Below are 18,871 nucleotides of genomic sequence, written 5' to 3' on the forward strand. Positions count from 1 at the left end.
ATGAACATGTCCACTCCCACCACGGATGCACCCGGCATCATCGCGGAGGATCTGATCCTTCTCGACGCCGATCTCGGTGCCGACAAGAACGCCGTCATCGAGCGGCTGGCGAGCGTGCTCGCCGACGCCGGTCGAGCCACCGACGCCGCGGCGTTGCTCGACGCCGCCCTGGCGCGCGAAGCGCAGTCGGCCACCGGTCTGCCCGGCGGCATCGCGATCCCGCACTGCCGCTCGGCCGCGGTCACCACCGCATCACTCGGGTTCGCCCGCGTGGCGCCGAAGGTCGACTTCGGCGCCCTGGACGGCGACGCCGATCTGGTCTTCCTCATCGCGGCTCCCGAAGGCGCCGGGGCGGAGCACATGAAGCTCCTGTCCTCGCTCGCCCGCGCGCTGGTCAAGCCGGCCTTCGTCACCTCGCTGCGCGAGGCTCGCACCCCGGCGGAGGTGGTGACGCTCGTCCAGGACGTGCTCGCCCCCAAGCCTGCGACGTCGGCCGGAACCGCCACCGCCGCAGCCGGAACCGCCGCCGCTACCGCGTCCGCGGTGAGCACGGCGAAGACCGGCACCCCCGACACCGCCGCCGCGACGTCGTCGTCGGCGCCGAAGCACATCGTCGCCATCACCGCATGCCCCACGGGTATCGCCCACACCTACATGGCGGCGGATTCGCTCAAGGACGCCGGCGATCGCGCCGGGGTCACCGTGCACGTCGAGACGCAGGGCTCGTCGGGCTCCACCGCCCTCGACCCGCAGCTGATCGCCTCGGCCACCGCCGTCATCTTCGCGACCGACGTGGGCGTCAAGGGCCGCGAGCGCTTCGCCGGCAAGCCGGTGATCGAGTCCGGCGTCAAGCGCGCCATCAACGAGCCCGACGTCATGGTCGCCGAGGCGCTGCGCGCCGGGGACGATCCGTCGGCCGCCCGCGTGTCCGGCTCCGCCCCCGCGGCCGGAGCTGCCGCCGCCACCGGCGGCCTCGGCTGGGGCACGCGTCTGCGTCAGATCCTGCTGACCGGCGTGAGCTACATGATCCCGTTCGTCGCGGCGGGCGGTCTGCTCATCGCGCTCGGCTTCCTGCTCGGCGGCTACCAGATCACCGAGGTCGCCGAGGACGTCGTCCTGAACAACAGCCTGCAGAACCTGCCGGACGGGGGCCTCGCGACCTATCTCGGCGCGGTGCTGTTCCAGCTCGGCAGTCTGGCGTTCTCGTTCCTCGTCCCGGCGCTCGCGGGCTACATCGCCTTCGCCATCGCCGACCGACCCGGCATCGCTCCCGGCTTCACCGCCGGTGCCGTGGCCGTCCTGGTCGGCGCGGGCTTCATCGGTGGTCTGGTCGGTGGCCTCATCGCCGGCTTCGTCGCCCTGTGGATCAGCCGCATCGCCGTGCCGTCGTGGCTGCGCGGCCTCATGCCCGTCGTCATCATTCCGCTGGGCGCGACCCTGGTGGTCGGTGGCCTGATGTTCCTGGTGCTCGGCCGACCCCTGGCCGCCATCACCTCCGGCCTCACCAACTGGCTGAACGGCCTGTCCGGCTCGTCCGTCATCATCCTCGGCGTCATCCTCGGCCTGATGATGTGCTTCGACCTCGGCGGCCCGGTCAACAAGGCCGCCTACGCCTTCGCCACCGCCGGTCTCGCCATCGACAACGAGGCGTCGCTGCGCATCATGGCCGCAGTCATGGCCGCCGGCATGGTGCCCCCGCTCGCCATGGCGATCTCCTCGACGATCCTGCGCCCGAAGCTCTACAGCGCCGCCGAGCGCGAGAACGGCAAGGCCGCCTGGCTGCTGGGTTCGGCGTTCATCTCCGAAGGCGCCATTCCGTTCGCGGCCACCGACCCGCTGCGTGTCATCCCGTCGATGATGGCCGGAGGCGCCGTGACCGGCGCGCTGATCATGGCTTTCGGAGTCACCCTCAGCGCACCCCACGGCGGCATCTTCGTCGCCTTCGCGATGAACAACATCCTGCTGTTCGTCCTCGCGCTGGCCATCGGTGCCCTGGTGTCCGCCGTGCTGGTCACCACCGCCAAGCAGTTCGCCGGGAAGAAGGATTCCGAGCTGGTCGACGATCGCGTCGCCGTCGCAGCCTGATTCCTGACACGATCGACCCCACCACACGCACCACACACGAGGAGCAGTTCATGCCCAGCACCACCGTTGCCGTCGGATCCGCCGTCGGCCTGCACGCCCGCCCCGCCGCCGTGATCGCCGAAGCGGTCGCCGACTCCGGCGTGGACGTCACGCTCGAGGTCGCGGACGCCGAGCCCGTGGACGGCGGGTCCGCGCTGATGATCATGACCCTCGGCGCGACCAAGGGCACGGAGGTCACCGTCACCGCCGACGATCAGGCCACCGTCGACAAGATCGCGGCGCTGGTCGCGTCCGACCTCGACGCCTGACCTCACTGCGCGAATCGGGTGCAGTGGTCCACCGTGACGGTGGACCACTGCACCCGATTTTTGCTTGTCGGCCCGATCAGCGGCGGCGGAACACCCGGACGACGAGCACTGCGGTGACCCCGACGATCACCAGCACCGACGCCGCGGCCACGACCAACGGACCGAGAATCGACGACGACGGCTCGGCCGGGACGTCCTCGGTGTCGACCACCGGCGTCGAGTCCGGCGTCTGCGCCGGTGCGATGTCGGCCGCGCGCAGGACGTCGATCGGTGGGAGCGGAGCGGCCGGGTCGATGCCCTGCTCCGAGGCCAGCAACAGATCCCCGTCGGCCCTGAACGCCGCCGCTTCGCCCTGGGGCCGAGCGGGCGCAGCGACCACGTGGTCCGCCGGTCTGCTCAGTGCACCGGCGACGTCGCCGTTCGGGACCGACCACAGATAGACGTCGGTGTAGGTCCGCACCGCCGCGAGCGTTCCATCCGCGGTGACGGCGCCGCCGGTCACCAGAGTCGATCCGGCCAGCAGGGGCGGTCCCCCGGGTGTCCCGGTGTCGTCCGGAACGAACCCGGCAACCCGCCGCAGCGCGGTCGGTCCGGGACTCGGGAGATCCGCGACCGGGACGTCGGTGGTGTAGACGCCGCTGCCCGTGGAGTCCTTGGTGACGATCACCGGGCGTCCGTCGCCGCCGATCAGCAGCGCCTCGGCGTCGTGCGCGCCGTCCGGGTACGTCAACCGCGCAAGGTCGCCCGCCCCGGACGCGGGATCGAGGCGGACCAGGCCCACCGTGTCGCGGCGGCGGTCGTTGTCGCCGATGTCGGCGAGGACGAGTCGACCGTCGACTGACGCCAGATCCTCGACGTCGTAGGGATCGACGGGGTTCGGGATCCACCGCGTGACGGCGCACGACGAATCCAGTTGCGCCACACGGTCGTCCGCCCCGCTGTCCCCGACGGCGTACGCGGTGTCGCCGATCACGGTGAGGCCGGAGAGTTCGGCCAGCCCGGGATCTTTCGGCGTGCAGGACACCTGGCCCTGCGCCGCGGCGACGCCCGGAGCGAGCACCGCCGCGCCCACCACGACCGCGACGGGCAGCGCCGCCCTACGCACTGTGGGCGTATCGGGCGAGCTGCGACGCCAGCGCGGTGGGCACGGTCGCGTCGATCCGCGTGCCGCCCGACTCGTGCGACGTCGACGCGATCCGACCGTCCGCGTGGATGCGGGACACCAGGTCGCCGCGGTCGTAGGGCACGAGCACGCTGACGGAGACCTCCGGCGGACGAACCAGTTCGCCGAGGCGAGTACGCAGCTCGTCGATGCCCTCGCCGGTCTTCGCGGAGACGAACACCGCGCCCGGCAACAGACCGCGCAGCTGCGTGAGCGTCACGGGGTCGGCGGCGTCGATCTTGTTGACCACGATCAGTTCCTCGGGCGCTGCCGCGTTCTGCTCGCGGATCACCTCGACGATCACCTCGCGGACCGCCTCGATCTGCCCGATCGGCAGGGCGTCGGAGCCGTCGACCACGTGCATCAGCAGGTCACCGTCGACCACTTCCTCGAGCGTCGATCGGAAGGCCTCGACCAGTTGCGTCGGCAGGTGGCGCACGAAGCCCACGGTGTCGGTGAGGACGCACTCGCGCCCGTCGTCCAGCGTGGCCTTGCGCGTGGTCGGATCCAGGGTGGCGAACAGTGCGTTCTGCACCAGGACACCGGATCCGGTCAGGGCGTTGAGCAGGCTCGACTTGCCGGCGTTGGTGTAGCCGACGATCGCGACGGACGGCACGTTGCCCTGGAGCCGTCGCTCGCGTTTGGTGTCCCGCGCCTGCTTCATGCCGCGAATCTCGCGGCGCAGCTTGGCCATCCGCTCACGGATGCGGCGGCGGTCGGTCTCGATCTTGGTCTCACCGGGACCACGCAGACCCACACCGCCGTTGCTGCCGGCGCGGCCGCCCGCCTGCCGGGACATCGACTCACCCCAGCCGCGCAGCCGCGGGAGCATGTACTCCATCTGGGCCAGGGCGACCTGTGCCTTGCCCTCGCGGGACGAGGCGTGCTGGGCGAAGATGTCGAGGATCAGGGCGGTGCGGTCGATCACCTTGACCTTGACGATCTTCTCCAGCGCCGTCAGCTGCGCCGGCGTGAGCTCACCGTCGCAGACGACGGTGTCCGCGCCGGTGGCGATGACCACCTCGCGCAGTTCCTTGGCCTTGCCGGAGCCGATGTAGGTGGACGCGTCCGGTCGGTCGCGTCGCTGAACGAGGCCCTCGAGAACCTCGGAGCCGGCGGTCTCGGCGAGCGCGGCGAGCTCGGTCATCGAGGACTCCGCCTCCTCGGCCGAGCCGGAGGTCCAGACCCCCACCAGCACCACGCGCTCGAGGCGCAGCTGCCGGTACTCGACCTCGGTGACGTCGGTGAGCTCGGTCGAGAGACCGGCGACGCGCCGGAGTGCGCTCCGGTCCTCGAGCTGCATCTCGCCGGTGGACCAGGTGTCGTCGTGTGCCTCGTCCGCGTCCGGGCCGGGGGACTCGCTGCGCGTGGGCTCTGCATTCGTTGTCGTCATACGCCGTCCATGATCCACGAACGCGGCGCCGAGTGCACGGCCATTCCCCTATGACACGAGCGTCGCTCGTCTCCGGCGGGCTACGAGGCGTGCGCCACCCGGGACTCGAGCCGCGCCCACCAGGACGCGGACAGCGTGCCCGACGCGAGCAGCACCGACGGCCCGCGCAGCGTCGCGAGACCGTCGGCGACGCGGACGACGACGTCGCCACCGGGCACGGTGACGGTCAGCTCGCCGTCGGTGCGCCCGTCGGCACGCAGGGCGGCGGCGGCCGCGGCGACGGTCCCGGTGCCGCAGGAACGGGTCTCCCCCACGCCCCGTTCGAACACCCGCATGTGCACGCGCTCCGCGCGGGCGGCGGTGACGAACTCGACGTTCACGCCGTGCGGGAAGACCGCGTGGTCGTACTCGGGGGCGCGCGACAGGTCCAGCGCGGCCAACCCGTCCGCATCGAGATCGGCCGAAACGCATGCCAGGTGCGGATTGCCCACGTCGATCCCCGTTCCGCTCCACCGGCGTCCGCCCAGCACCGCGGAGGAGGACTCGGTGACGCGCACCGGACCCATGTCCACCGTCACCTGCGCGTCGGTGTCGTCGACGTCGTGGACGATCACCGGGCGCGCCCCGGCGCGTGACCCGACGACGAAACGATCCGCCGCCGACAATCCTGCGGAGCGCACGTAGTGCGCGAACACCCGGACCCCGTTGCCGCACATCTCCGCGACGGACCCGTCCGCGTTCCGGTAGTCCATGAACCAGTCGTCGTCGGAGACGCCGTCCGGCAGTGCGCTCAGGATCCCGCGCCCCAGCAGGGCACCGGCGGTGGCGACGCGCAGTACGCCGTCCGCGCCGAGGCCTGCGCGACGGTCGCACAGCGTGCGCACCCGCTCCTCGGTGAGGTCGAGGTGCGCATCACGGTCCTCGAGCACGACGAAGTCGTTCTGGGTGCCGTGGCCCTTCGCGAAGGCGATGCCGGTTCTCGTGCCGGTGCTCATGAGGTCGAGTCTCCCACGATCCGGCGACGGTCCGGCCGCCGCTGGCGGGCGATCTCGTAGAGACCGACGGCGCCGGCGGACGGTGCTCCCAGCGAACTGGCCGTCCCCCCGATCGGGATGGAGACGGTGACGTCGCACGCCTCCCGCCACGCCGCGGACATGCCGCGGGTCTCGTTGCCCACCACCAACACCGTGGCCGTTCGGAAATCGTGCTCGTCGATCACGCGGTCACCGGTCTCGTCGGTGCCGACGACGGTCGTGTAGACGCCGGCCGCACGCAGTCGCTCGACCACCGCCAGCACGTCCGCCGGCCCGGCCACGGCGGCCACGGGGATGCCGAAGAGCGATCCGGTGGTGGCGCGCACGGCCACCGGGTCGAACGGGTCCGCGGCGTGTCCGGTCACCACGACGGCGGACGCACCGAACGCGTCGGCGGAACGGATCAGCGTCCCGAGATTGCCGGGCGACGACGGGCGGTCGACGACGACGATCACGGGCGTCGGTGCGTCGGGAGTCCAGTTCGCGAGGTCCAGCAGCCGCGTCCGCGCGACCAGCAGCACCTCCGGCGGTTGGTCGGCTCGCTCGCCCAGCTCTGCCATGAGGTCCGGCGCCACGGACACGATCTCCGCGCCGGACCGACGACCGTCCGCGACCGCACCGTCCGCCCACGAGGACAGAGCGCCCTCGCTGCGCACGAGGACCGACTCGATGGGCCACCCACGCTCCAACGCCATCGACACCGGCCGGACCCCCTGCACGAGGAACAGCCCGGCCTTCGTCCGCTTCGCGCGGGTGGTGAGGTAGGACTGCCACTGCTGGAATCGCGCGTTCCTGCTCAGAACTCGGCTCACGTCGGTTCTCCTTCCGCGACGACCGCGAGAGCGCGACCGAGCAGATCCGGGTCCTCGCCGCGCAGCCAGGTGATGCGCGGGTCCCGCGCGAACCACGACCGTTGGCGACGGACGTACCGCCGCGTGCCGACGACGGTCAGCTCGCGCGCCCGCTCGAGGTCGATCTCCCCGTCCACGTACTGCAGCACCCGGGCGTAGCCGATCGCGCGCCGGGCGGTCACCCCGTCACGCAGGCCGCTCTCGATCAGCGCATGCACCTCCTCGACGAATCCGCGGGTGAACATCGCGTCGGTGCGTGCTTCGATGCGGGCGTCGAGTTCGCCGGTGTCCCGGTCGATCCCGAGCACGACGGTCCCCCACCGCGGCTCCCCGATGGTCGGGGCGGAGGCGGCGAAGGGTTGCCCGGTCAGTTCGACCACCTCCAGCGCGCGAACGATGCGTCGACCGTCCGTCGGCAGGATCGACTCCGCCGCCGCAGGGTCGCGCCGCGCGAGCTCGCCGTGCAGCGCGGCGACGCCGTCGTCCGCCAACCGGGCCTCCCAGCGAGCCCGGACGTCCGGGTCGGTGGCCGGGAACCGCCAGTCGTCCAGCAGGGCCTGCACGTACATCATCGACCCGCCGACGATCACCGGACGGCGGCCCGACGCGAGCAGCGCGTCGATCTCCGCCACCGCGGCCTCCTGGTAGGCGGCGACCGTCGCGGTCTCGGTCACGTCGAGCACGTCGAGGCGGTGATGGGGGATGCCGCGCCGCTCGTCCACCGGGGTCTTGGCCGTCCCGATGTCCATGCCGCGGTACTGCTGCATCGCGTCCACGTTGACGATGTCCCCGCCGAACCGCTCCGCCAGGTCGAGCGCGAGCGCGGACTTCCCCGTGGCCGTCGGCCCGACAACCGCGACAGGTACTGGACGTGCCACGTCGACAGGCACCGGACCCGTCACGTCCACGACCCCACGGTGTACCCGACGCCGTAGGGCGCGGCGCGGTACCACGTTCGCCCGGTGAACGATCGCCCCGCGGCGTCGACCACCGCAGCCGTCACCTGCCACGCCGCGCGGCCCGCGACACCCAGTTCTGCGCACAGGGCGGGATCGAGCGACCGGAGCGTCGCGGTGTCGACGGCCGCGAGGGCGTCGTCGATGCGTTGCTGGACGCCCTCGGCGCGGTCGTCGAACGCCCCCGGCGCCGCGGCGGTGAGCGTGGTCGCGCCGTCCGCGACGACGAGCAGGCCCACCCGCTCCGGGCCGCCCGCGCGAGCCCCGATGTCCCTGGCCGCGGACGCGCAAGCGGCGGCATCCGCGTCGACGGCGACGAGCACCACGTCGATCGCGCTCGCCGGCGCTGTGCGCTCCCGGAGCCACCCGACCGTCGTCGCGGCCAGGGGCAGCTTCGGATCCGGTGAGCCGGACGCGTCCGGCGCGGTCCGCACGACGACGTCGGCGCCCCACCCGACGTACGTCCCCACCACCGAGCTCAGCAGTCCCGCGTGCGTGTCGACCCCCACCGCGAGCAGGACGTCGCTGCGCTCGGCCAGGTCACGTACCGCGCCGAGCGCGGCATCCCGCAGTCCCGTCATCTCGTCGCTCGCCGCACCCATCAGTTCCGGGACCAGGAGGGGCGGCGAGGGAACGAAGGCGACGGCGGACAGCACGCCGCCACGGTAGTCGAGGCCGCCCGGCGGCCTCGCCGCACGGGTTTCGATGGTCGTGGGCGGCGGGAGGGGGTTGAATGGGCTCGACAACGAACAGGCAGCCGTGACGCGCGGCAGAGACGGAGCGACCATGACCGACCGCGAGAGCAGCAGCGACACCGACACGACCGGCACCGCCGCTCCCCGCCCCGGCCCCCGCCCGGGCCCTCGGCCGGGTCCCGTGCCCGGACACCGACCGCCCGCACCGTCGTCCGCCTCCCCGTCCCCTTCCTCCGACGCTGCCGCATCCGCCGAGGCCGCACCCGACTCCCACCCCCACGCGATCGTCCCGGTGGTCACCGATCCGTCCGAGTGGGGTCGCGTCGACGAGGACGGCACGGCCTGGGTGCGGACCGCCGACGGCGAGCGCGTGATCGGCTCGTGGCAGGCCGGTGACGCTGCGGAGGGCCTCGCCCATTTCGGCCGCCGGTACGACGACCTCGCGACGGAGGTCGCCCTGCTCGAGGCTCGGCTGAACTCGGGCGCAGGTGACGCGAAGAAGACCAAGGCCGCCGCCGTCGCGCTCGCCGAAACCCTGCCGACCGCGGCGGTGATCGGCGACATCGACACCCTGGCTTCGCGGCTCCGGGCCGTCATCGACCATTCCGACGAGGTCGCGGCGGAACATCGTCGCACCCGCGACGCGCAGCGGACCGAGGCGACGGCACGCAAGGAGGCCCTCGCGGCGGAGGCCGAGGAGATCGGCGCCGAGTCGACGCAGTGGAAGGCGGCGGGCGACCGACTCCGCGCGATCCTCGACGAGTGGAAGACCATCCGCGGCGTCGACCGCAAGGTCGACGACGCGCTGTGGAAGCGCTACTCCAAGGCGCGGGAAGCGTTCAATCGCCGTCGGGGTGCGCACTTCGCCGATCTCGACCGCGAGCGCGGTGCGGCGAAGGTGCGCAAGGAGGAACTGGTCGCCCGCGCCGAGGCACTGTCCTCCTCCACCGACTGGGTCGAGACGGCGCACGTCTTCCGTGACCTGCTGACGGAGTGGAAGGCGGCCGGGCGCGCACCCCGCGACGCCGACGACGTCCTGTGGCAGAAGTTCAAGGGCGCGCAGGACGTGTTCTTCGCCGCGCGCAACGCCGCGCAGTCCGAGCAGAACGCCGAGTTCGAGGAGAACGCGCGTCTCAAGGAGCAGCTGCTCGAGCAGTACGGGCCGTCCATCGACCCGGCCGCCGATCTCGAGGGGGCCCGCGCCGCTCTGCGCACGCTGCAGGACAAGTGGGATGCGGCGGGCAAGGTGCCACGCGAGCGCATGGGCGACCTCGAGGGCAAGCTGCGGGCGATCGAGAAGCGGGTGCGCGATGCGGCCGACTCCGAGTGGCGCCGCACCGACCCGGAGGCGATGGCCCGCGCCGCGCAGTTCCGCGAGCGCGTGGAGCAGTTCGAGGACCAGGCCCGGAAGGCCGATGCGGCGGGCAAGGCCAAGGACGCCGAGAAGTACCGCGCGCAGGCGCAGCAGTGGCGCGAATGGGCGGACGCCGCGCAGGGCGCCCTCGAGGAGCGCTGATCGAACTCCGACTCAGCCGTCGCGGCGGGCGTTCCGACGTCCGTCGCGGCGGGTCCGATCGAGGACGGTCTCCCGTGCGGCCTCGTCGAGAATCGCGGCGTCCCGACGTGCCGACGCTGCCGCCCACTGCTGCGTGGACCGGTTCCACACCACCTTGAACCAGTGGAACGCCAGCACGAGCACCAGGAGCCACCCCACGATCAGGCCGATCCCGGGTCCGGCGCCGCTGAGGTTCGACGGCACGGTCTGGCGGGACCAGATGGCCAACATGCCGAGGACCGACGCCACGCCGCTGCCGTAGAGGGCGACCCACGCGAGTGCCCACCGCTGGGTCACCAGCGCGAGCGCGGAGACGCCGACGGCGAACACGAGCGCCAGCCAGACGAAGATCCGGGACGGCAGAGCGATCGATTCCGCGGCGGCGTCCTCGTCGAACGCGACGACGTCCCACCCGTTCGCCGCGCCGCTGTGCGGCAGCGCGAACGTCAGCAGCAGCAACAGGACCACGGCGGCGACCACCACGGCCCGGATTCCGGGATCGATACGTCCGGAGATGCGGCGCTCGGCGGCGGCGAGGTCCGCAGACGACCGCTCTCGGTCCATCTGGGCCGGCCGGTCGAGGTCGCGGTCGTTCTCGGTCACAGTGCACATCCCATCGTCGGGGCCGGCTCGGGAGCCGGGGCGCCGATGCGAGGCAGGCCGAGGCCCACTCCCACCGGGGCGGTGGTCGGTCGCAGTCCGAGTTCGTGGCGGTCGCCCGCCACGGTGCGCCGGTGCGTCAGCAACGGGCCGTCGGCGACGAGGTGGTACGGCTTGGCGTCGGTGACGCGGGTGGTGACGACGTCGCCGGGACGCACGGCACCGTCCACCGCTCCCTCGGGTCGGAAGTGGACCAGGCGCCCGTCGCGGGCCCGCCCGCTCATGCGCTCGGTCACCGCGTTCTTGCGGCCCGCGCCCGCGGCGACGAGCAGCTCGACCTCGGTTCCGACGACCCGCCGGTTCTCCTCGAGCGCGATCTCCTCCTGGAGCGCGATGAGCCGCTCGTACCGTTCCTGAACGACGGCTTTGGGCACCTGGTCGTCCATGTCGGCCGCGGGAGTGCCCGGTCGGATCGAGTACTGGAAGGTGTACGCATTGACGAATCGCGCGCGACGCACCACGTCGAGAGTGTCCTGGAAATCCTCCTCCGTCTCACCGGGGAAACCCACGATGATGTCGGTGGTGATCGCCGCGTGCGGGATGGCAGCGCGCACCCGGTCGAGGATGCCGAGGAATTTCTCACGGCGGTAGGACCGCCGCATCGCGCGCAGGATTCGGTCGGACCCGGACTGGAGCGGCATGTGCAGGGTGGGACAGACGTTCGGGGTGGCGGCCATGGCGTCGATGACGTCGTCGGTGAACTCCGCGGGGTGCGGGGAGGTGAAGCGCACCCGTTCGAGGCCCTCGATGGTTCCGCAGGCCCGCAGGAGCGCGGCGAACGCCCCGCGATCGCGAGGGGTGTCCGGGTCGGCGAACGACGCGCCGTAGGCGTTGACGTTCTGCCCGAGCAGCGTCACCTCGAGCACGCCCTCGTTCACGAGTGCCTGCACCTCGGCGAGCACGTCGCCGGGGCGCCGATCCACCTCCTTGCCGCGCAGCGCCGGGACGATGCAGAACGTGCAGGTGTTGTTGCACCCGACCGAGATCGACACCCATCCCGCGTAGGCCGAGTCGCGCTTGGCCGGCAGCGTCGACGGGAACGCGTCGAGCGAGTCCAGGATCTCGACCTCGGCGCGCTTGTTGTGCCGGGCGCGGTCCAGCAGCGCCGGCAGCGATCCGAGGTTGTGCGTGCCGAACACCACGTCGACCCACGGCGCCTTCTGCACCACGACGTCGCGGTCCTTCTGGGCCAGGCAGCCACCCACGGCGATCTGCATCGACGGATCGGCATCCTTGGCGGGTCGAAGCTGACCGAGGTTGCCGTAGAGCCTGTTGTCGGCGTTCTCCCGCACGGCGCAGGTGTTGAAGACCACCAGGTCCGCGGAGTCACCCGCGGCGGCCGGGACGTAGCCCGCGTCCTCGAGCAGCCCGGCGAGACGCTCGGAGTCGTGCACGTTCATCTGGCATCCGAAGGTGCGCACCTGGTAGGTCCGCGCCCCCTGTGCCCGGGTCGGAAGGTCGATCGTGTCCACGGCCTCCAGGGTACGGCGACCAGCCGGACGAGCCGTCGGAGCGCCCGGGGCGGGTCGGTGGGGGCGGTAAAGTTTCCATTACATGTCCGTCGACCCACCACGAAAACGGACAGTGGCGGGGAAAACTACCTCTAGGGTCATCGCCATGACCCACCCCGACGGCGAGCGCGTGTCCGGCTCGTCCACCGCCCCCATGATCGCGATGCACGGAGTGCAGAAGCACTTCGGCGACTTGCACGTGCTCCGGGACATCGAACTCGACGTTCCCGCCGGCCAGGTCGTGATCGTCCTCGGCCCGTCCGGCTCCGGCAAGTCCACGCTGTGCCGCACCATCAATCGCCTCGAACCCGTCGACGAGGGCACCATCGCCGTCGACGGCAACCCGTTGCCGTCGGAGGGCAAGGCGCTCGCCGCGCTGCGCGCCGACGTCGGCATGGTCTTCCAGTCCTTCAACCTGTTCGCGCACAAGACGATTCGCGAGAACGTCATGCTCGGACCGACCAAGGTCCGCAAGGCGAAGAAGGAGGAGGCGGAGAAGACCGCGCAGCGACTGCTCGAGCGCGTCGGCATCGCCAACCAGGCCGACAAGTACCCGGCCCAGCTCTCCGGCGGCCAGCAGCAACGCGTCGCCATCGCCCGCGCGCTCGCGATGAACCCGAAGGTCATGCTGTTCGACGAGCCGACGTCCGCGCTCGACCCGGAGATGGTCAACGAGGTGCTCGACGTCATGACCTCGCTGGCCAAGGAGGGCATGACCATGGTCGTGGTCACCCACGAGATGGGCTTCGCCCGCCGCGCCGGCGATCGCGTGATCTTCATGGCCGACGGTCAGATCGTCGAGGACACCGATCCCGAAACCTTCTTCACCGCACCGAAATCCGATCGCGCCAAGGACTTCCTGGGCAAGATCCTCAGTCACTGACGCTCCCACTCACCCACTTATCGGAGGACATTCGATGCGTTTCACCCGTACCGCCCGCGCCGCGGCCGCCGTTCTCGCCGTCGCCTTCGCCGCCACCGCCTGTGGCGGCGACGAGGCCACCAGCGCCTCGCAGAGCGCGGAGAGCGGCAATCTGACCGTCGGCATCAAGTTCGACCAGCCCGGCCTCGGCCTCCGCAACCCCGACGGCTCCTTCAGCGGCTTCGACGTCGAGGTGGCCAAGTACGTCGCCGGCAAGCTCGGCGTCACCCCCGAGAACATCACCTTCAAGGAATCGCCCTCGGCGCAGCGCGAGACGCTGATCGAGAACGGCGAGGTCGACTACATCGTGGCCACCTACTCCATCACCGATGCCCGCAAGGAGAAGGTCGACTTCGCCGGCCCGTACTTCGTCGCCGGCCAGTCGCTGCTGGTGAGCGCCTCCAACACCGACATCACCGGCCCGGACTCCCTCAACGGCGGCAAGCGCCTGTGCTCGGTGTCCGGCTCGACCCCCGCGCAGAAGGTCAAGGACCAGTACGCACAGGACGTGCAGCTCCAGGAGTTCGACACCTACTCCGCGTGCGTCGAGGCGCTGCGCAACGGCGCCGTCGACGCGGTGACCACGGACGACATCATCCTGGCCGGCTACGCCGCGCAGTACCCGGGTGAGCTCAAGGTGGTCGGCGAGCCCTTCACCGAGGAGCGCTACGGCATCGGCCTCGCCAAGGGTGACGACGAGACCCGCGCCAAGATCAACGACGCCATCGACGCGATGATCGCCGACGGCTCGTGGCAGAAGGCCTTCGAGGACACCGTCGGCGCGTCCGGCTACCCGCTGCCCGCACAGCCGACCGTCGACCGCTACTGATCGCGACTCGATCGACGCCGAGCGGGCGGTTCGCACCTGTCGAACCGCCCGCTCGGCGCGTCGGCTCGTCCCCTGCACATCGTCCCCACACCCGAGGAGTCGTCGGTGGACATCTTCCTTGACTACGCACCCGAGCTGCTCGACGCCTTCTGGATGACGATCAAGCTGGCCGTGCTCTCCGCGATCGGCGCCCTGATTCTCGGCACGATCCTCGCGGCCATGCGGGTCTCCCCCGTTCCCGTCGCACGGTGGGTCGGCGCCACGTACGTCACCATCTTCCGAAACACCCCGCTCACCCTGATTCTGCTGTTCTGCTCGTTCGGTCTCTTCCAGACCCTCGGTGTCGCCCTTGCGGATCAGCAGTCGCCGACCGGTCAGGCCGACAACAACTTCCGCCTGGCCGTCCTGGGTCTGAGCGTCTACACCGCGGCGTTCGTGTGCGAGTCGCTGCGCTCGGGCATCAACACGGTCCATGTCGGTCAGGCCGAGGCCGGCCGCTCGCTGGGGCTGACGTTCTCCCAGAACATCCGCTACGTCGTGCTCCCCCAGGCGTTTCGTGCCGTCGTGGCCCCGCTGGGCAGCGTCCTGATCGCGCTCACCAAGAACACCACGGTGGCCGCGGCCATCGGTGTGCTCGAGGCCGCGATCCTCATGCGCACCATGATCGAGAACGAGGCCGCCATCTTCGTGGTCGGCGGCATCTTCGCGCTCGGCTTCGTGATTCTCACCTTCCCCACCGGCCTGTTCTTCGGCTGGCTGTCCAACCGATTGGCGGTGGCTCGATGAGCACGGTGCAGACCCCCACACCCGGCGCCGACGCCTCGAAGTCCCGCACGACACGGAAAGCCCCCGCCGACCGCGCCACGGTGCTCTACGACGCCCCGGGCCCCAAAGCCAAGGTGCGCAACAACATTCTGTCCGGTGTCGTCCTGGCGGTGCTGCTGTTCGGGGCGTACTTCGTGTACGTCAAGCTCGACGAGAAGGGTCAGCTGACCTCGGCCAAGTGGGACCCGTTCACGGAGTCCACCACGTGGACCACGTACCTGATCCCGGGCATCCAGGGCACTGTCGTCGCGGCCGGACTGTCGATCGTGTTCGCGCTGATCCTCGGCGCGGTGCTGGGTATCGCTCGACTGTCCGACCACAAGCCCGTGCGCGTGATCGCCGGATTCATCGTGGAGTTGTTCCGCGCGATCCCGGTGTTGATCCTCATGATCTTCCTGTACCAGTTTTTCGCCGAGTACCAGGTGTTCAAGTCGCGGTACCTCGCGCTGGCGGCGGTGGTCACGGGCCTGACGCTCTACAACGGCTCGGTGATCGCGGAGATCGTGCGGTCCGGCATCAACTCGCTGCCCAAGGGGCAGACGGAGGCGGCCAAGGCCATCGGTCTGCGCAAGGGCCAGATCATGCGCATGATCCTGCTGCCGCAGGCGGTGACCGCCATGCTTCCCGCCATCGTGTCGCAGATGGTGGTGGCGCTCAAGGACTCGGCGCTGGGTTACATCATCGGCTACGTCGAGGTGGTGCGATCCGGCCAACAGGTGGGTGCGTTCTACGGCAACTTCCTGCCTGCCCTCATCATCGTGGCGATCATCATGATCGCGCTGAACTCGCTCCTCACCTACGTGGCCACCGCACTGGAGAAGCGGCTGCGGCGCGGGAAGAAGAGCACCGGCGTGGTGCTCACCGGGGATGCAACGCAACAGGGCCTGAGCACGTAGGACGGCTCGGCAGGACTGCGTCAGTTCTCGAGGCCGTCGGTGTCCGCACCGACGGCCTCGAGCTCGCTCTTGGCAACCTCGAACGCCATGCCCTGCGAGAATCCGCGTCGCGCCAACATGCCGACGAGCGATCGCAGCACCTTGTCCCGGTCGGTCGAGGCGGTCGCACGCACCGACGGTGAACGCAACTTCTTCACCACCAGCTCCCGCGCGCGGTCCCGCTCGTCCTCGGGATCGATGGTCTCCAACGCCTCGGCAGCCACCGCCGGGTCGATCCCCTTGGTGCGCAACTCGTTCCGCAGCGCCTGCTTGCCGCGGCCGGAGTACGTGTGGCGCGATCTGACCCACTGATGGGCGAAATCGCGGTCGTCCACGAGGCCGAGTTCGGTCAGCCGATCGAGCACCGACGCGGTGACCGAGGGGGTGAACCCCTTGTCGGTCAGCCGCGTCGTGAGCTCGTGCCGGCTGCGCGCCCGGTGGGTGAGCAATCGCAGAGCAGCGTCACGTGCCTGCTCCGCGGTACCCCCGCCCGCGCCGCCGTCACCGGTCATCGTCAGAACTCGACGGGCGCCGCAGCCTCGTCGGAGGTGCGGACGTCGGCACCGATACCGAGCTTCTCCTTGATCTTCTTCTCGATCTCGTCGCGGATATCGGTGTTCTCGAGCAGGAACTTGCGGGCGTTCTCCTTGCCCTGGCCGAGCTGATCACCCTCGTAGGTGAACCACGAGCCGGACTTGCGCACGAACCCGTGCTCCACGCCCATGTCGATCAGCGAGCCCTCCTTGCTGATGCCCTTGCCGTACAGAATGTCGAATTCCGCCTGCTTGAACGGCGGCGACACCTTGTTCTTGACCACCTTGACACGCGTCCGGTTGCCCACCGCGTCCGTGCCGTCCTTCAGCGTCTCGATACGACGGATGTCCATGCGCACGGAGGCGTAGAACTTCAACGCCTTGCCGCCCGTGGTGGTCTCCGGCGAGCCGAACATGACGCCGATCTTCTCGCGCAGCTGGTTGATGAAGATCACCGTGGTGCCGGAATTGTTCATCGCACCGGTGATCTTGCGGAGCGCCTGGCTCATGAGGCGCGCCTGCAGACCCACGTGGCTGTCACCCATCTCGCCCTCGATCTCGGCGCGCGGCACGAGCGCGGCCACCGAGTCGACCACGAGAATGTCGAGTGCACCCGAGCGAATCAGCATGTCGGCGATCTCGAGGGCCTGCTCACCGGTGTCCGGCTGGGAGACCAGCAGCGCGTCGGTGTCCACACCGAGCTTGGCGGCGTAGTCCGGATCGAGCGCGTGCTCGGCGTCGATGAACGCCGCGATACCGCCGGCGGCCTGCGCGTTGGCCACCGCGTGCAGAGCCACGGTGGTCTTACCCGAGGACTCCGGGCCGTAGATCTCGATGACCCGGCCGCGCGGGAGGCCACCGATACCCAGTGCCACGTCCAGCGCGATGGAGCCGGTCGGAATGACCGCGATCGGTGCGCGGGCCTCGTCCCCGAGGCGCATCACCGAGCCCTTGCCGAAGTTCTTGTCGATCTGCGCGAGTGCCAGATCGAGCGCCTTGTCCCTGTCGTACGCTGCTGCCGCCATGATGGTCTCCTTCTCGACGTTCTCGTCCCCTGCATGTCTGTCGACAAGGTAGAGGGGGGCACCGACAAGAACCGCTCGGCGAGCCGATCCACGTCGTCACTGGGACCTACTCTAAGCGAACACCTGTTCGACGGACAGGCGACACGCCGAGTCGGTCGCGGTCACCACCGCGAGCGCGGAACGTCGAACTCGGCGCAGAGCGCGCGCCAGACGTCCTTGGGGTCCTCCCCCGCCTCGATGGCATCGGCCGCGGTGCGGTTGCCGAGCGACAGCACCACGTGGTCGACCAGAACGGAGTCGCCGTACACCGTGCCGAACTGCTCGGCGACGAGGTCGTGGAATTCGGTCAGACGCACCGTCTCACCGTACCCGGGGATCGAGTACCGAACACATCCGCTCACTCGTGCCCGACTCACTCGTGCCCGGCGAGCACGCTTCGACAGACCGCCACGGGATCGCGCACCGCATCGGCACTCGCCGCGGCGCGCCGAGCGGCCCGGCGGAACGACGGTTCCCGCAGGACGCGGTCGAGCGCTCGGGCCAGCGCCTGCGCATCGGGCGGGGAGACGAGCACCGAACCGCCCTGTCGTGCGGCGCGATTCGCCAGTTCCCACTGATCGCCGCCGCCGGGCACCGTCACCGCGGGGACTCCCGCCGACAGGGTCTTGGCCAACATTCCGTGGCCACCGCCGCACACCACCGCCGAGGCCGACCGCAGGAGGACGTCCTGCCGTCCGGTCCCGGCGACCGCCCAGGGCGGCAGGACGACGCCCGGCGCCTCCAGCGCGCTGATCGCCACCCGCACCGGCAGGCCCGCTGCCCGAGCGCGAGCCGCCGCCTCCACGGCCACGTCCACCGTGGACGCCTCCCCGGTCGCGGCCGTGGACGGAGCGACGACCACCAGCGGCTCGTCGCCCGGCGGCGGATCGAGGACGGTGTCGGTGGGTTCCCAGAGCAACGCGCCGACCAGGCGTGCCTCCGACGGCCAGTCGACCCGCGGCAGCTCCAACGCGGGAATCGTCGCGATCAGTCGCCGAGCCGGTCCGGGATCGACCGCGGGCAGTCCCACCGAAACCCGCGCCGCCGACCGCTGCGCCGTCCCGGCCCGCACCGAGCGGGCCGTCAATCGACGCATCAGAACGTCCCGCATTCGCCCTCGCACGCCTGACCCCGGCGTCAGGCCGCTGCCCAGCGGAGGCAGGGAGCGGGACGGCCGGTAGAGCGGATGCGGGGAGAGCTCCACCCACGGGATTCCGCACCTCTCGGCGGCCAAGCCACCGCCGGCGGTCAGCACGTCCGCGACCACCAGATCGGGTGCGAGGTCGGCCAGGACGGGCAGCACCTGCGTCGACATGTGGGCCGCACGGCCGTGAATGCGCTGACCGGCATCGGCGTCGTCGTCCTCGGGCCGCGGTTCCAGACCGGGCAGTGCGCGCACGTCGAGTCCCGCTGCACGGCCCGCCTGCCACCATCGCTCGCCGGTGAGGACCACGACCTCGTCACCCGCGGAGCGGAAGCGCTCCGCCAGGGCCATCACCGGAAACGCATGACCGGCGTCGGGGCCGGCGATCAGCACCACTCGCACCGGGCCA

The 18,871-nt window shown here is 70.7% G+C and carries 19 protein-coding genes; 7 read left to right on the forward strand and 12 right to left on the reverse strand.

From position 1 onward, the window contains the following. Together RC2_RS09390 and RC2_RS09395 are read left to right on the forward strand one after the other, a co-directional pair. Positions 1-2,085: a PTS fructose transporter subunit IIABC gene (locus tag RC2_RS09390; protein WP_174552309.1), complete on the forward strand. Its 2,085-nt coding sequence runs from the start codon at positions 1-3 to the stop codon at positions 2,083-2,085. Between the two features lie 50 nt (positions 2,086-2,135). After that, positions 2,136-2,393 carry an HPr family phosphocarrier protein gene (locus RC2_RS09395; protein ID WP_068150998.1) on the forward strand — a complete coding sequence of 86 codons (258 nt, stop codon included), beginning with the start codon at positions 2,136-2,138 and terminating at the stop codon, positions 2,391-2,393. Between the two features lie 76 nt (positions 2,394-2,469). Here the strand turns inward: RC2_RS09395 and RC2_RS09400 are convergent, their stop codons facing one another. From RC2_RS09400 to RC2_RS09425, 6 genes are all read right to left on the reverse strand, one after another. After that, the gene (locus tag RC2_RS09400) at positions 2,470-3,498 is read right to left on the reverse strand and encodes a hypothetical protein (RefSeq protein ID WP_068150995.1); all 1,029 of its coding nucleotides are present in this window, start codon (positions 3,496-3,498) and stop codon (positions 2,470-2,472) included. Then, the gene (gene hflX, locus RC2_RS09405) at positions 3,491-4,948 is read right to left on the reverse strand and encodes a GTPase HflX (protein ID WP_068150992.1); all 1,458 of its coding nucleotides are present in this window, start codon (positions 4,946-4,948) and stop codon (positions 3,491-3,493) included. The genes RC2_RS09400 and hflX overlap by 8 nt, the downstream gene beginning before the upstream one ends. A gap of 80 nt (positions 4,949-5,028) precedes the next feature. Beyond that, a complete protein-coding gene (gene dapF, locus RC2_RS09410; RefSeq protein ID WP_068151041.1) occupies positions 5,029-5,919 on the reverse strand; it encodes a diaminopimelate epimerase in 891 nt (296 codons plus the stop codon). A gap of 20 nt (positions 5,920-5,939) precedes the next feature. Continuing rightward, positions 5,940-6,794, reverse strand: coding sequence for a TrmH family RNA methyltransferase (locus tag RC2_RS09415; RefSeq protein ID WP_068150990.1), 855 nt, complete (start codon positions 6,792-6,794; stop codon positions 5,940-5,942). Then, complete coding sequence (miaA, locus tag RC2_RS09420; RefSeq protein ID WP_245811054.1) at positions 6,791-7,711, reverse strand: tRNA (adenosine(37)-N6)-dimethylallyltransferase MiaA; 921 nt, start codon at positions 7,709-7,711, stop codon at positions 6,791-6,793. Before miaA ends, RC2_RS09415 begins: the two co-directional genes overlap by 4 nt. A gap of 20 nt (positions 7,712-7,731) precedes the next feature. Continuing rightward, positions 7,732-8,445 carry a class III extradiol ring-cleavage dioxygenase family protein gene (locus RC2_RS09425; protein ID WP_072681348.1) on the reverse strand — a complete coding sequence of 238 codons (714 nt, stop codon included), beginning with the start codon at positions 8,443-8,445 and terminating at the stop codon, positions 7,732-7,734. A gap of 130 nt (positions 8,446-8,575) precedes the next feature. Between RC2_RS09425 and RC2_RS09430 the strand changes: the two genes are divergently transcribed. Next, a complete protein-coding gene (locus tag RC2_RS09430; RefSeq protein ID WP_072681429.1) occupies positions 8,576-10,000 on the forward strand; it encodes a DUF349 domain-containing protein in 1,425 nt (474 codons plus the stop codon). A 12-nt stretch (positions 10,001-10,012) separates the two neighbouring features. Here the strand turns inward: RC2_RS09430 and RC2_RS09435 are convergent, their stop codons facing one another. Together RC2_RS09435 and miaB are read right to left on the reverse strand one after the other, a co-directional pair. Continuing rightward, positions 10,013-10,651, reverse strand: a complete 639-nt coding sequence (locus RC2_RS09435) for an Rv2732c family membrane protein (protein WP_082895706.1) — start codon at positions 10,649-10,651, stop codon at positions 10,013-10,015. Then, complete coding sequence (gene miaB / locus RC2_RS09440) at positions 10,639-12,171, reverse strand: tRNA (N6-isopentenyl adenosine(37)-C2)-methylthiotransferase MiaB (RefSeq protein ID WP_072681351.1); 1,533 nt, start codon at positions 12,169-12,171, stop codon at positions 10,639-10,641. Before miaB ends, RC2_RS09435 begins: the two co-directional genes overlap by 13 nt. A 193-nt stretch (positions 12,172-12,364) precedes the next feature. On the opposite strand from miaB, the gene gluA reads away from it, so the two are divergent. The 4 genes from gluA (at position 12,365) to RC2_RS09460 (ending at position 15,682) form a co-directional block, all read left to right on the forward strand. Further along, positions 12,365-13,093 carry a glutamate ABC transporter ATP-binding protein GluA gene (gluA, locus tag RC2_RS09445; protein ID WP_139277364.1) on the forward strand — a complete coding sequence of 243 codons (729 nt, stop codon included), beginning with the start codon at positions 12,365-12,367 and terminating at the stop codon, positions 13,091-13,093. Positions 13,094-13,127: 34 nt separating this feature from the next. Further along, on the forward strand, positions 13,128-13,961 hold the full coding sequence (locus tag RC2_RS09450; protein ID WP_068151856.1) for a glutamate ABC transporter substrate-binding protein: 834 nt from the start codon (positions 13,128-13,130) through the stop codon (positions 13,959-13,961). Positions 13,962-14,066: 105 nt separating this feature from the next. Then, positions 14,067-14,747 (forward strand): amino acid ABC transporter permease, encoded by a 681-nt coding sequence (locus tag RC2_RS09455; protein WP_068151848.1) that lies wholly within the window; start codon positions 14,067-14,069, stop codon positions 14,745-14,747. Beyond that, positions 14,744-15,682, forward strand: coding sequence for an amino acid ABC transporter permease (locus tag RC2_RS09460; RefSeq protein WP_082895705.1), 939 nt, complete (start codon positions 14,744-14,746; stop codon positions 15,680-15,682). The genes RC2_RS09455 and RC2_RS09460 overlap by 4 nt, the downstream gene beginning before the upstream one ends. A gap of 20 nt (positions 15,683-15,702) precedes the next feature. Here the strand turns inward: RC2_RS09460 and RC2_RS09465 are convergent, their stop codons facing one another. The 4 genes from RC2_RS09465 to RC2_RS09480 form a co-directional block, all read right to left on the reverse strand. Then, positions 15,703-16,233: a regulatory protein RecX gene (locus RC2_RS09465; RefSeq protein ID WP_068151844.1), complete on the reverse strand. Its 531-nt coding sequence runs from the start codon at positions 16,231-16,233 to the stop codon at positions 15,703-15,705. Positions 16,234-16,235: 2 nt separating this feature from the next. Continuing rightward, positions 16,236-17,279: a recombinase RecA gene (gene recA, locus RC2_RS09470; protein WP_068100790.1), complete on the reverse strand. Its 1,044-nt coding sequence runs from the start codon at positions 17,277-17,279 to the stop codon at positions 16,236-16,238. A gap of 161 nt (positions 17,280-17,440) precedes the next feature. After that, positions 17,441-17,635: a DUF3046 domain-containing protein gene (locus RC2_RS09475; protein WP_068151877.1), complete on the reverse strand. Its 195-nt coding sequence runs from the start codon at positions 17,633-17,635 to the stop codon at positions 17,441-17,443. A 56-nt stretch (positions 17,636-17,691) separates the two neighbouring features. Continuing rightward, entirely contained in the window at positions 17,692-18,864 is a 1,173-nt protein-coding gene (locus RC2_RS09480) for a glycosyltransferase (RefSeq protein WP_068151843.1), read from the reverse strand. Positions 18,865-18,871: the final 7 nt, after the last annotated feature.

The organism is Rhodococcoides corynebacterioides NBRC 14404, from assembly GCF_001894765.1.
In the GTDB taxonomy this organism is placed as follows: Bacteria; Actinomycetota; Actinomycetes; order Mycobacteriales; family Mycobacteriaceae; genus Rhodococcoides; species Rhodococcoides corynebacterioides.